Annotated in this window: 10 protein-coding genes and 1 tRNA gene; 4 read left to right on the plus strand and 7 right to left on the minus strand. The window is 63.4% G+C overall.

The genetic code is table 11. From position 1 onward, the window contains the following. Positions 1–357: 357 nt before the first annotated feature. The 5 genes from E0473_RS12325 to E0473_RS12345 all read right to left on the minus strand — a co-directional run bounded on the left by E0473_RS12325 (position 358) and on the right by E0473_RS12345 (position 4,971). Complete coding sequence (locus tag E0473_RS12325) at positions 358–1,152, minus strand: helix-turn-helix domain-containing protein (RefSeq protein ID WP_137681190.1); 795 nt, start codon at positions 1,150–1,152, stop codon at positions 358–360. A gap of 19 nt (positions 1,153–1,171) precedes the next feature. Then, positions 1,172–2,437: a tyrosine-type recombinase/integrase gene (locus tag E0473_RS12330; protein WP_137681191.1), complete on the minus strand. Its 1,266-nt coding sequence runs from the start codon at positions 2,435–2,437 to the stop codon at positions 1,172–1,174. A gap of 160 nt (positions 2,438–2,597) precedes the next feature. After that, positions 2,598–2,673, minus strand: a tRNA-Thr gene (locus tag E0473_RS12335). Positions 2,674–2,770: 97 nt separating this feature from the next. Next, the gene (locus E0473_RS12340) at positions 2,771–3,658 is read right to left on the minus strand and encodes a ParA family protein (protein ID WP_137681192.1); all 888 of its coding nucleotides are present in this window, start codon (positions 3,656–3,658) and stop codon (positions 2,771–2,773) included. Next, positions 3,655–4,971 (minus strand): replication-associated recombination protein A, encoded by a 1,317-nt coding sequence (locus tag E0473_RS12345; RefSeq protein ID WP_137681193.1) that lies wholly within the window; start codon positions 4,969–4,971, stop codon positions 3,655–3,657. The genes E0473_RS12340 and E0473_RS12345 overlap by 4 nt, the downstream gene beginning before the upstream one ends. Before the next feature lie 106 nt (positions 4,972–5,077). Between E0473_RS12345 and E0473_RS12350 the strand changes: the two genes are divergently transcribed. Next, entirely contained in the window at positions 5,078–5,812 is a 735-nt protein-coding gene (locus tag E0473_RS12350; RefSeq protein ID WP_137681194.1) for a PadR family transcriptional regulator, read from the plus strand. Positions 5,813–5,815: 3 nt separating this feature from the next. Here the strand turns inward: E0473_RS12350 and E0473_RS12355 are convergent, their stop codons facing one another. Beyond that, complete coding sequence (locus tag E0473_RS12355) at positions 5,816–6,982, minus strand: glycosyltransferase family 4 protein (RefSeq protein ID WP_137681195.1); 1,167 nt, start codon at positions 6,980–6,982, stop codon at positions 5,816–5,818. A 200-nt stretch (positions 6,983–7,182) separates the two neighbouring features. On the opposite strand from E0473_RS12355, the gene budC reads away from it, so the two are divergent. Continuing rightward, positions 7,183–7,971: a meso-2,3-butanediol dehydrogenase gene (budC, locus tag E0473_RS12360; RefSeq protein WP_241657494.1), complete on the plus strand. Its 789-nt coding sequence runs from the start codon at positions 7,183–7,185 to the stop codon at positions 7,969–7,971. Between the two features lie 70 nt (positions 7,972–8,041). Here budC and typA read toward each other — a convergent pair whose 3' ends face one another. Then, the gene (gene typA, locus E0473_RS12365) at positions 8,042–9,862 is read right to left on the minus strand and encodes a translational GTPase TypA (protein WP_137681196.1); all 1,821 of its coding nucleotides are present in this window, start codon (positions 9,860–9,862) and stop codon (positions 8,042–8,044) included. A gap of 304 nt (positions 9,863–10,166) precedes the next feature. Here typA and E0473_RS12370 point away from each other — a divergent pair, with 304 nt between their 5' ends. Then, positions 10,167–12,845, plus strand: coding sequence for a TonB-dependent receptor (locus E0473_RS12370; RefSeq protein ID WP_137681197.1), 2,679 nt, complete (start codon positions 10,167–10,169; stop codon positions 12,843–12,845). Positions 12,846–12,960: 115 nt separating this feature from the next. Next, positions 12,961–13,416 (plus strand): DUF805 domain-containing protein, encoded by a 456-nt coding sequence (locus tag E0473_RS12375; RefSeq protein WP_137681198.1) that lies wholly within the window; start codon positions 12,961–12,963, stop codon positions 13,414–13,416. Positions 13,417–13,455: the final 39 nt, after the last annotated feature.

Genomic DNA, 13,455 nt, shown 5'->3' on the forward strand with positions numbered 1-13,455 from the left:
CCCCATGCGCAGGAACCGCCGCGCCTGGACCCCGCGCGCCGCGCTCAGCTCCCCCCCTCGCCTGCGCGCTTTATCTATCGGATTTCACGCAAGCTGCCGCTTTTGACGCGGTGCGATTGCCCTCGGCGCTCCGCTCCACGCTGGCCATAAGGCGCTTCGCGCATTTTCGCGCACCCGGACCACCATTTCCGCTCCATGCGGCATATGGTCGGGCGGTTGGCATCGACCTTGCGCTTGCCCCCCGGCAAGCCCGCCCGGCGCATGCCGGGCTGCACGAGGGTTCCTCCTCGTGGTTCTTTCCTGATTTCGTGACCCCCTGGCGACCGGGACACCATCAAAAAAGCGCGTGGGGAGGTCTCAACCTCCCCACTCCTTATTTATCTTGATGGTGGAGGGGGGATTCAGACCAGTTTCTGAACTCGCCGCTCCGGCAAGCGAAGGGGTGGCCATTTCGATGTATTCTCGCTGTTGCTCAGGTTGGCCGGGGTAGAGGGCGGCCGCCCGCTCGCCGGGTGTCTTGGCTGCCGCCAGCGCTGCGGCGAGGTTGTCACGCCTTGTGCGGGCCGACAGGGCGCGTCGCTCGCGCAGGCTCACGTAGGGCTTGGGTGGGTAGCGCGGAGGGTCGAAGGTCTTGCCCTTGCGCCGGAGCTTTTCCTTCAGCCACTTGAAGCAGCGCTCGGGCAGGCGGGCCATGTCGAAGAAGTAGGCATTCGACACCTGCCGCACCTGCGGCCCTTCGCCCGGCGCATTGCCGGTGCGTTCGGTACGCCGGATCCAGTCGATAAAGCCGTGGGCGTTGAGCTGCTTCAGGCAGCGCACGATCGTCGCGCGTGATAGCTTGGTCAGACGCATCAGGGCATCAAGGCTGGGCTCGCACAGGCCCGTCTTGAAGTTGATGCACTTGCGCAGGATCGTCGCCAGCACCGTGCGGCAATTGGCGTTCAGCTCGTGCTGCTCACCCTTGCGCTTGATCAGGTTGCGCCAGTCATCGAACACATCGAGGTAACGGTCGACGAAGGCGATCCCGTGCTGGAGGGGCCTGAAAACCTGCGCACGCGGATCGTTGATGTCGAAGCTGTCGCGCCGCACCGGTTGGCCGGTGAACTTCTTGTGAAACAGCGCGTGCGGGCGGGAGCCTGCCGCCCCGCTCATGCTGCACCTCGCGCGCTGGTTAGTGGCGCGGTCCTTCGAGGAGTTCGATCGCCGGCACGAGGTTCGCGCTTAGAAGGTCCGCCCACTCCTGCGCTAGTTGTCGCCTTCGCGGCATGTAGGCTGCGCGGTTGTATCGCGACTCTACACCTTGCGGCTTGTGGGCGAGCATCAGGTCGATAATGGCCCGGTCGCCGGGTCGATCGAGTTCTGCCGCGCGTTCGTTCATCACAGTTGAGAAAGTCGAGCGCCAGCCATGCGGAACATGGTGCCCGCTGAATAGCGGGGAACGACGATAGGCCACGCTCAGTCCGTTCTCGCTGAGTGGCAGCAGTGCGCGGTGAGCTGAAGGAAACAGCCACTTCCTGCCGGCAGAAAGGGCGAGGGCGGCCTTCACCGTCTCCACTGCTTGGCATGAGAGCGGGATCGTGAAGGCAAAGTTCGCTTGTTCGCTTTCCGCGCGCTCTAGCTTGAGCTTGGCGGCCGGGATGATCCAGATCGGCTCTTCGCCATCCAGATCGTGAAATTCGGCCGCCTGAGCAAACCGCACCGGGCCGGGTCGGGAAGCGGTCAACGCGAGGAGCCGTGAGGCGAGCTTTGTTGCCGGCCAGTGGGGCTCGGCTTCGAATGCCTTCAGGGCAGCGGCAGCCTGCTTCAGCGACAGGATGGCGGGATACTTGCGCTTCGTGATCGGGCGAAGAATGGCAGATAGCGAAGCTGCCGGATCCGTTGACGTCTTGCCGTCGACAATCGCCAGCTGGAAGATCCTCGAAATTCGCTGCAACATCCGGTGAGCCTGGTCCACAGCTCCACGGTTCTGCATAGTTTCCACGATCGGCCGGATGTCCGCAGGCAACAGATCCGCCAGCGCCCGCTCGCCGATAGAGGGGAAGGCCTCGGCTTCGAGTGCATGCCGCACCTGCGTTGCATGATGCGGCTTCCAGCCATGCGATTGAAGCTCGTGCCAACGCAGGGCAGCTTGCTTGAAGGTGTAGGCACCAGCGTTGGGTGAGGTTCGCCGGGCGCGAATTTGCCGAATGCGGGCACCTGGATCTACCCCGTCGCGCAGTTCCTTGCGCGCAGAATCCCTGCAATCCCGAGCTTCGGCCAGCGGCACTTCGGGAAACTGGCCGAACGTGAGCTGCTTCTCCTTCCCGCCGAAGCGGTACTTGAGACGCCAGCTCTTCACACCGGACGGCAGAACAAGCAGATGGAGACCACCACCGTCGAACAGCTTGACCGGACGTTCGCCCGGCTTCGCGTTCTTGCATTCGGTGACGGTCAGCATTCGATGCCCCCAGCTCGGAATTCTGGTGCCCTGACAATGCCCCCAGAGGAAGGGATTTGCAGGGGCACGCCAATACACGGCGGTAGACACTCGTATCGGGAGAAATTGGCGGTTTGGCAAGGTGTTGGTGCTTGCCAGTAACCGCCAAAAGACTGGAAAATGGTGCCGGCTGCAGGAGTCGAACCCGCGACCTGGAGATTACAAATCAACTGCTCTACCAACTGAGCTAAGCCGGCGTACCTTATTGTCTGCCCTACCGCTTCGCTGCTTGAGGGCGTTGCATTCGCCCTAACGCTGCGCTGCTTTAGGGCAAGTCAGGCGCGGCCCTTTGCCCTAGCCGACGCCAAAGGTCCAGCCCTCGGTGCGCGCAATTTCATCCGTAAGACCCACAGGGTGCCACAATTCCTCGCGCAAGGCAGCGCGGCGCAGCCATGCGGCGGTGAGCAGTGCGTCGGAAGCGTGGTCGCTGATTGGCCCGCTGCCGACAACGGGCGCGGAGCCGACTGCCGGATGATTGAGCGCATCGTTCAATTCCTCGAACGTGCGAATCTTCGTGGCCGAGGCCTTGCGGCCCACCGCCAGTGCGGGGATCGCCGTGTACATCTCCACCAGCAGCGAGCCGGTGCCGGGGTCTGCATCGAACGGCCATACCGGCAGTGCGCCTTCAAGCCCGTGCAACACCCGCATCCCCGTCAGCGTGGCCTTGCCGACCTGTCCGCTGCCAACCAGCTTGAAATTGCTGTGCGGACGGCAGCCCATGGCGCGCTGGGCATGTTCGGTCACGCGCAGGCGGCCGTTTCGGTGCTCGGCCCCGTCGCAGCGGTAGTGCGCGCCCATCTGCGCGCCATGGTGAAAATATTCGCGCAGTTCGGGATGGGCGACAAAGCTGGAGGCGGCGAGGTGATCGTCCTCGCGGCAATAGTGCTCGACCAGCTGCCACAGCGCCTTGGCATCTGGCGGTGTTTCGGCCCAGCCGGGGAAGAACGCGCCGCAATCGGAAAAGGCGAGCGAGGTGCCCAGATCGAGCCCGACCAGCGTCTTATCAGGCAGGCCGTGCTTGAGCAGATCAAGCACATCGCGCCGCGACCACGCTCCGGCTGGCGGCGTGGTGAGCGTCGGTGCATCATCGCCGAGTCCGCACGCGGCCACCGCAATCGAGCCGTGCCGCTCCCCTTTCGCGCCCGACCAATCGATGGCAACGAAATGGCAAAACCGGCTCAAGCCCGCTCCTCGCGCAGCCGCTGCCAGTAGTCGAGCCGCTTGCGCACCTCGCGCTCGAACCCGCGCTCGACCGGCTCGTAGAATGTCTGCGGGGTCATCTCCTCGGGCCAGTAATTGTCGCCAGAGAACCCCTCTTCGGCATCGTGATCGTAGGTGTAGCCCGCGCCGTAGCCGACCTCTTTCATCAGCTTCGTCGGCGCGTTGACGATGTTCATCGGCGGCATCAGGCTGCCCGTCTCACGGGCGGAGCGCGAGGCCGCCTTGTAGGCCTTGTAGGCCGCGTTCGACTTGGGCGCGGTGGCGAGATAGATGCACGCCTGCGCCAGCGCCAGCTCGCCCTCGGGGCTGCCGAGGAACTGATAGGTCTCTTTCGCCGCCACGCACTGGGTCAGCGCCGCGGGGTCGGCCATGCCGATGTCCTCCACCGCCATGCGCACCAGCCTGCGGGCGAGGAACAGTGGCTCTTCGCCTGCCACCAGCATCCGCGCCAGATAGTAGAGCGCCGCCTGCGGATCGGACCCGCGCACCGCCTTGTGGAGCGCGGAAATGAGATTGTAATGCCCCTCGCGGTCCTTGTCGTAGACCGCCACCCGGCGTTGCAGGAAATCTCCCAGTTCGCCCGGCCCGAGCGGCTCGGTAATCTTCGCGGCATAGAGCGTTTCGGCCTGATTGAGCAGGAACCGCCCGTCGCCATCGGCGCTGGCGATCAGCGCCTCGCGCGCCTCTGTGGTAAGGGGGAGGGGGCCTTCCAGCTCCTCCGCCTTTTCGAGCAGTCGGGCGAGCGCCGCCGCATCGAGCCGATGCAGGATCAGCACTTGCGCGCGGCTCAGCAGCGCGGCGTTGAGTTCGAAGCTGGGGTTCTCGGTGGTCGCGCCGACCAGCGTCACCACACCGCTTTCGACAAACGGCAGAAAGCCATCCTGCTGCGCGCGGTTGAAGCGGTGGATCTCGTCCACGAACAGCAACGTGCGCTGGCCGCTGGCGTCCTTCATCTTGCGCGCAGCTTCGAAGGCCTTTTTGAGATCGGCGACGCCGGAAAAGACCGCGCTCACCGCCTCATAGCGCATCCCTACGCTGGCCGCGAGCAGGCGAGCGATGGAGGTCTTGCCGGTGCCCGGCGGCCCCCAAAGCACCATGCTGGAGAGTTTTCCCGCCGCCACCATGCGCCCGATTGCGCTCTCGGGGCCGGTCAGGTGTTCCTGCCCGATCACCTCGTCGAGCGCACGCGGGCGCAGGCGTTCGGCCAGCGGGGCCTGATCGTCGGGCGCCGAACTGGTGGCGGGGGCAGGGTCGTCTTGGAACAGGTCGCTCATCGCCTTGCTATGTAGCGCGCTGCGCCGCGATTGCATCCCGGCTCTTGAAAGCGACCTTGTAAGATATATCTTTCTATATCGTGGGATGCATCTTCAGGAATTTTCTATGACAGACGACAATCGCAACAATGACGACTACCGCGACGACGAGCATTCCGCCGAACGCGGAGGCAGGCACCGGCGGCGCGGCCGCGATGGTGATGCTTTCGGGATCGAAGGTGTGCTCGGCCCGGACGGTATCTTCGGGCCGCAGGGCTTGTTTGGCCCCGGCGGGCTATTCAATCAGGCTGGTCGCCGGAGCGGCATCAACATCAACGTTGGCGGTGGCAGGGGCGAGCATCGCGGGCGCGGAAATGATCGGGGCCATGGCGGCGGACGCAGGCGCAAGATGTTCGCGCCCGGTGAGCTGCGGCTGGTGCTGCTGGCTCTGATCGCGGAAGAACCACGCCACGGCTACGACTGCATCCGCGCGATGGATGAGGCCACTGACGGTGCCTATACCCCGAGCCCCGGCGTGATCTACCCAACGCTGGCGATGCTTGCCGACGAGGGCCTGATCGCCGCGCAGCCGAGCGAGGATACGCGCAAGGTGTTCGAGGCTACCGAGGCAGGCCACGCCGAACTGGCCGAAAACACCGAGGAGATCGAGGCGCTGCTCGAACGGCTCGGCAAGCGCGGCGAACGGGCGCGGGCGGCCAAGTCGTCGGACATGATGCGCGCGCTCGGCAACCTTGCCAGCGTGCTAACCAACCGTGCGGCGGCGGGGCGGTTTAACTCCGAGAACAAGGCGCAGATCGTCGACCTGATCGACGAACTCGCGCGCAAGATCGAGAAGCTCTGAGCCTCAGGCGGCGGCGCGCTCTGCCAGCAATTTCCGGTAGATCGCGCCGACCGCGAGGTTGATCGTCTCCCAGTCGTAGGCCGCAGCGGCTTCGGCGGCGGCGGCTCCATGCGCCTTGCCTAGTGCGGGATTCTCGCAATAGGTGGCCAGCGCATCGGCAAAGCCTGCAATGTCGGTCGGATCGACCAGTCGCCCGGTGCGGTCGTCTGCCACCAGCCCGCTCGATCCGGTCGCCTTGGCGGCGACTACCGGAACCCCGGCGGCCATCGCTTCGAGCGTGACGTTGCCGAAAGTCTCGGTGACGCTGGGGTTGAACAAGATGTCCATGCTGGCGACGGCGCGGCCCAGGTCTTCACCCGCGAGGAAGCCAGCGAAGGCGGCGCCGGGGGTGTGGTCGGCAAACCAGCTCTTCGCAGGGCCTTCACCCACCACCATCACCTGATGCGGCACCCCCCGCTTGCGCAGCTCGGCCAGCGTCTCGGCGAACACGTCGAGGCCTTTTTCCAGCACCAGCCGCCCAAGGAAGCCGATCACCGGCGGCTCGTCGGCCAAGCCGATGCTGCGCCGCCATTCCAGATCGCGTGCGCCGGGATTGAAAATCTGTTTTTCGACGCCGCGCGACCAAACTTCCACCCGGTCGTTCATGCCTTGATCTTTCAGGACGCCGATCATCGTCGGGCTGGGGCAGAGCAGGATGTCGCAGCGGCGATAAAGCTTGCGCAGCCATGCCTCGACCAGCCCCTCGGCAAAGCCGAAGCCGTAATAGCGCGGGTAGGTCTCGAACCGCGTGTGGATCGTGCAGACGACCGGCTTGCCGTGCTTGCGGCCCCAGGCAGCAGCCTGCCGCGCGGCGCGGTCGGGGCTGGAAATATGGATTACGTCCGGATCGAACCGCTCGAGATCGGCGCGCACCTTGGCCGAGAGGCCGATGGGAATGTGATACTCGCTGCGCCCGGGGATAGCGAAACTGGGCAGCGAGACGAGCGGCCCGGTGGGCGGGAACGGCGGGTTGGGGATGGTGGGCGCATAGACCCGCATATCCGCGCCGTGTTCCATCAGCGTGCCGACAAGGCGGTTCTGTGCCTTGTTGGCGCCATCGCGCACGTAGTTGTAATTGCCGCTGAACAGAGCCACGCGCAGGCCGGCAAGGTCGGGTCGGGTATCTGCCATTGGCGCTGCCTTAGGCGAGGTGGCTGAATATGGCGAGAGGGGCTGGGCACCGGCAATGGCTTTTTCGCCAGATCCGCTCCCCTGTCCGAGCGGCGATCCGCCTATACGGCGGCCCGGCTCCGGGCATGGCGAGCGCTGGAACCATTGCGCGAGGCGACCGCTGATCTTGCGAGACAATTAATCAGACAGGAAAGCGCAATATGACCACATCACCCATGCAGCGGTTCGAAGGAAAGACCGTGATCGTAACCGGTTCGTCGAGCGGGATGGGCCTTGCCACCGCCCGCCGGTTTGCAGCCGAAGGTGCGAACGTCGTGCTGAACTCGCGCAACCGCGACGATCTTGAGAAGGTCATCGGTGATTTCGATAAAGCGCGCGTCCTGATCGTGCCGGGCGATGTCAGCGAACGCGATTTTGCGCCGAGCCTGGTTGAACAGACAGTGAAGGCGTTTGGCAGGCTGGACGTACTCGTCAGCAATGCCGGGGTAGCCACTTTTGGAATGCTAACTGATACTGACGAAGACGACATCGACACCGTGATCGACGTGAATGTGAAAGGTTCGCTGCGCGTGATGAAAGCGGCGATTCCCGAACTGGCGAAGACCGAAGGCTCGATCGTGTGTACCTCAAGCGTGTCGGGAACCGGCGGTGACTGGCTTCTGCCGGTCTATTGTGCCTCTAAGGGCGCGGTGACCAACTTGGTGCGCGCGATGGCATTGCAGCTTGGCGAGCAGCGCATCCGCGTTAATGCCGTGTGTCCCTCGCTTACGCGCACGCAAATGGCGGACGGGGTGATCGAGAACGAGCCGCTGAAGGAGCAGTTCATGCAGCGCATCCCGCTCGGGCGCGCTGGCGAACCGGAAGACGTGGCCGATGTGATCGCCTTTCTTGCCAGCGACGATGCCCGCTTCGTCAACGGGGTCAACCTTGCGGTGGATGGCGGTCTGAGCGCATCGAACGGGCAGCCCAACATGGCCGCCTACCAGTAGCCGCCAACGAAAGGGCCGATGTCCCCCAATGCGGAACATCGGCCCTTACGCGTTAGCGATGGCTGTTGGCTCAGTCTTCGTTCTTGCGCGCGTGGCGCTTGCGCTCGTGCGGATCGAGATAGCGCTTGCGCAGACGGATCGACTGCGGGGTGACTTCCACCAGCTCGTCGTTCTGGATATAGGCGATGGCCTGTTCCAGCGTCATCCGGCGAGGCGGGGTCAGGCGGATGCCTTCATCCTTGCCGCTGGCGCGGAAGTTGGTCAGCTGCTTCGACTTGAGGGGGTTGACCTCCATGTCCTGCGGCTTGGCGTTCTCGCCGATGATCATGCCTTCGTAGAGCTTTTCGCCCGGCTTCACGAACAGCACGCCGCGCTCTTCGATCATGTTGAGCGCGTAGGCTTGCGCCTCGCCCTGTTCCATCGAGATCAGCACGCCGTTCTGACGGCCTTCGATCTTGCCCTTGTGCGGGCCATACTTCTCGAACAGGCGGTTCATGATGCCGGTGCCGCGGGTGTCGCTCAGGAACTCGCCGTGGTAGCCGATCAGGCCGCGTGAGGGGGCCGAGAAGATGATGCGGGTCTTGCCGCCGCCGCTAGGGCGCATGTCGGTCAGCTCGGCCTTGCGCTGCGCCATCTTGTCGACGACGGTGCCAGAGAATTCATCGTCAACGTCGACCACGACCGTTTCATAGGGCTCTTCGCGGCCATCGGGGCCATCGCGGAACAGCACGCGCGGGCGGCTGATCGACAGCTCGAAGCCCTCGCGGCGCATGTTCTCGATCAGCACGCCGAGCTGCAATTCGCCGCGGCCGGCCACTTCGAAAGCGTCGCGCTCGGCGCTCTCGGTGATGCGGATGGCGACGTTGGTTTCGGCCTCGCGCTCAAGCCGGTCGCGAATCACACGGCTCTGCACCTTGTCGCCTTCGCGCCCGGCATAGGGGCTGTCGTTGACCGAGAAGGTCATCGACAGGGTCGGCGGGTCGATTTCGGAGGCGGCGATCGGCTCGCTCACTTCGGGCGCGCACAGTGTGTTGGAAACGGTGGCGATGGTGAGGCCGGCGATGGCGACGATATCACCCGCCTTGGCGGTTTCTACAGGCACGCGCTCGAGGCCATCATAGGCGAACACCTTGGTGGCGCGGCCGGCTTCGATCTGCTTGCCGTTCACGTCGAGCGCCTTGATCGGCATGCCGACTTCAAGCTTGCCGCTCTCGATACGTCCGGTGAGGATGCGGCCGAGGAAGTTGTCGCGATCGAGCAGAGTGGCCAGCATGGCGAACTCGGCGTTCTCATCGAGGCCCGGCGCCGGAACGTGGTCGCGGATCAGCTCGAACAAAGGCTCCAGCGTGCCTTCGCGCGCATCGGGATCGCTGCTGGCATAGCCGTTGCGGCCCGAGGCGTAGAGCACCGGGAAGTCGAGCTGCTCGTCATCGGCTTCGAGCGCGACGAACAGATCGAACACCTCGTCGAGCACTTCGACGTGGCGGCCATCAGGACGGTCGATCTTGTTGACGACCACGATGGGCTTCAGGCCGAGGCCGAGCGCCTTGCCGGTCACGAACTTGGTCTGCGGCATCGCGCCTTCCGAGCTGTCGACCAGCAGGATCACGCCGTCGACCATGCTCAGGATGCGTTCCACCTCGGCGCCGAAGTCGGCGTGGCCGGGGGTGTCGACGATGTTGATGCGCAGATCGTTCCACACGACCGAGGTCGGCTTGGCGAGAATGGTGATCCCGCGTTCCTTCTCGAGATCGTTGCTGTCCATCGCGCGTTCTTCCACGCGCTGGTTGTCGCGGAAGGTGCCGGACTGGCGGAACAGCTGATCGACGAGCGTGGTTTTGCCGTGATCGACGTGAGCGATGATCGCGATATTGCGAAGCGCGGAAGACATTGACGATTTTTCCCGGGTTGGCTGGGCGCAATCCGTGCTGCGCCTGCGAAGATTTCCGCGCCCGTAGACGATAGGGCCGCCGCCTGCAAGCTGTGCATTGACGCTCGCTTGCCTAACGTATAGGTTAGACCTATGACCTAAACTGTGATCTTGGCGCAACAGAAACGCAAAGAAGCGCGCAGCCAAGGGCACAAGGTCAAATGCGAAGGGTTTATTGAAGAGGCAATTGGGCCGATAAAAATGCGGTCGCCGGGCGGTACGTGCAGCAACAAGCACGATCTCTGGCAGGAGAGGATAAAGATCTATGACCACCAAGTTTGCCGGTCGTGCCGGCCTGTCGCGTCTAGTGTTGTGCGGAGCTTCGAGCATCGCGCTTTGTGTTCCGGCTCTGGCTCGGGCGCAGGATACCGAAACCAGCGCCGATATCGCCTCGGGCAACGCCATCGTCGTAACCGCTACGAAGCGCGAGCAGACCTTGCAGGAAGTGCCCGTCGCGGTCACCGTCACCACCGGCGAGATGCTGGAGCGTGAGCAAATCCGCGACCTGAAGGACTTGCAGACGATCGTTCCCTCGCTGCGCGTCAGCCAGCTCCAAAGCTCGGCCAACACCAATTTCATTATCCGGGGCTTCGGCAACGGGGCCAACAATGCAGGGATCGAGCCTTCGGTCGGCGTGTTCGTCGACGGCGTCTATCGCAGCCGTTCGGCCTCGCAGATCAACGATCTTCCGAACGTCAGCCGGATCGAGGTGCTGCGCGGGCCGCAATCGACGCTGTTCGGCAAGAACGCATCGGCCGGCATCATCTCCATCGTCACTGCCGAGCCGAGCTTCACGCCCACCGGCAGTGTCGAGCTGTCCTATGGCAACTACGATGCGCTGGTTGCCAAGGGTTATCTCTCCGGGCCGGTCAGCGACAACCTTGCGTTTTCCATGGCAATGGGCGTGAACAAGCGCGACGGTTATGTCGACGATCTCGCCATTGGTGGCACGACCAACGAGCGTGATCGCTATTTCGTGCGCGGTCAGGCGCTTTACGACAATGGCGAAAACCTGAAATTCCGCCTTATCGCGGACTATTCGAACCTCGACGAGAACTGCTGTGCGGTGGTCAACGTGCAGCCTTCCAGCTTCACGCAGGCGCTTCAGCTAATCGGCGGTCAGCTAAACACTCCTGCCGATGCCTTCGCCGATCAGGTCTACAACAATCTGGCCTCGAGCAACGATGTCACCAACAGCGGTATCTCGGGTCAGCTCGACTATGATCTGAACGACAACCTGACCTTCACCTCGATCACCGCCTATCGCGAGACGCGCGGCGATTTCGCGCAGGACGTCGATTTCACCTCGGCCGACCTGCTGCGCCGTTTCAACGACCAGAAGTTCGAAACCTTCACGCAGGAAGCACGTCTGACCGGGGAGTGGGATCGTTTCTCAGGCCTCGTCGGGCTGTTCTACTTCGACGAATCGGTGAAGGAGAACCAGCGCGTCGCCTATGGCGATGACTTCCGCCCCTACGCCAATGTGCTGAGCAATCAGTTGCTTGGTCGGTCGCTGGTTCAGGCAGAGGGTTTGCTGGGCCAGCTTAACTCAGGCAATCCGGGTGAGTTCATAGGCACCTTCTTCGCCCCTGGCACGGTGGAGCAGGGCACCTTCACGCTCGACAACCAGGCACTGTCGATCTTCGCCCAGCTCGATTTCGAGGTGGTCGATGGCCTGACGCTGACTCTCGGCGGCAACTATACGATGGACGACAAGACCGGTACGACCGACTATCAGTCGGTCGGTACCTTCTCGAATATCGATCTTGTTGAACTGGGCAATCGGGCCATCGTGGCGCAGGGTGTGGCCACTCAGGTGGGTGCGGCGCTATCGCTCGGTCGTCCGGCGACGCAGGCGGAAATCCAGGCCTTCGCCACGGGCGCCAGCCCCGCCGGTGCGGCTGGCGTTGCTGCCTTCCCCACCATTCAGGCGGGCGTCCAGGCGTTTGCCGATGCCAACGAGACAAATCCCGCAGTCAATTCGCTGCTCCAGGCGCAGGCCTTGCAGAACTTCCCGCGTTTCGTGAACATTCCCAACAGCGTGGAAAGCGGCGAGACGAGCGACGACAACTTCTCGTACACTGTGCGCCTCGCCTACGACATCTCGCCCGACCTTAACGTCTATGCGAGCTATGCAACGGGCTTCAAGGCCAGCTCCTTCGCCCTGTCGCGCGATAGCCGCCCGGCACCGGGCGATGCCGCCGCGCTTGGGGAGGCGGGCCTGCTCTACAACAACCAGACCTTCGGCAGCCGCTTCGCTGGCCCTGAGGAATCGGAAGTTATCGAGATCGGATTCAAGGGCAGCTGGGGCAACTACACGGCCAATCTCACCGGCTTTCGGCAGGATATCAACGGTTTCCAGTCAAATGTGTTCACGGGCACCGGCTTCTTCCTCGCCAACGCGGGCAAACAGCGCACCTATGGTGTCGAATTCGACACCATGGCCAATCCGATCGACCCTTTGACCCTGAACCTCGCGGTAACCTGGCTCGATCCGAGCTACGAAAGCTTCCCGCAGTCGCCCTATGGCGATATCACGGGCACGCGTCCGGCGGGCATCCCCGAGTGGACCGTGGTGGTGGGCGGCCAGTGGGCGCAGCCGATTGGCGACAACACATTGATCCTGCGCACCACATACCACTTCGAAAGCGATGTGAAGATCGTCGAAGGTCTGCCCGGCTTCCTCGATCCCACGCTGCCCGATGGCGGCACGGCGCAGGCGCTGGCCGCGGCGGAACCTTTCCGCCGCGAGGTCAACGATCTCTCGGCTTCGATCACCTATGTGTTCGAGAACGAGGGGCTGGAACTGTCGGTGTGGGGCCGCAACCTCACCGAAGACCGCTATTTCCAGTCGATCTTCGACAGCCCGGCACAGCCCGGTTCAATCTCGGCCTATCCGAACCAGCCGCGCACCTATGGCGGCACGGTGCGCTACAAGTTCTGATCGCGCGCACCACGCGAAGGGGGGAAGGGGCTGCCTGCGGGCGGCCCCTTTTTTCTTGCGCGAAGATGGTCCATGTGACTGCCTTCCTGGAAGCAACCGTAAAGAGGAACATGGTATGGAATGGATGCTGATGCCGCTGCGCAAATATGCGCAATTTTCAGGGCGTTCGCGGCGAAAAGAGTTCTGGATGTTCGCTCTGTTGAACATGATCGTTTACTCGGTCGTCATTGGTTTGATGGTCGCAACATCCGGTGCATCGGCGTTTGCAGGCGCCAATTCAGCAAATCCCCTGGCGATTTACACCAGCTTGTTTACCGGCGTCGGATTGCTTCTGGCAGTCTGGGCGCTGGCAGTATTTATCCCGTCCATCGCCGTGTCCGTACGCCGGTTGCATGATCGTGACATGTCGGGCTGGTGGTATCTTGGGTTCATCGTGGCATCGATGATTCCGTTTATCGGCCTTATCGCTTCGATCGCGTTCATTGTGATTATGGCATTGCCGGGAACGCCGGGCCCGAACCGCTACGGCCCCGATCCGAAAGATCCGGGCAGCGCGGAAGTTTTCCGCTAAGCTGATTTTGCGGCGGCGGGGCGATGGCTCCGCCGCCGC

Source organism: Aurantiacibacter suaedae (assembly GCF_005434915.1).
Taxonomy (GTDB): Bacteria; Pseudomonadota; Alphaproteobacteria; order Sphingomonadales; family Sphingomonadaceae; genus Alteraurantiacibacter; species Alteraurantiacibacter suaedae.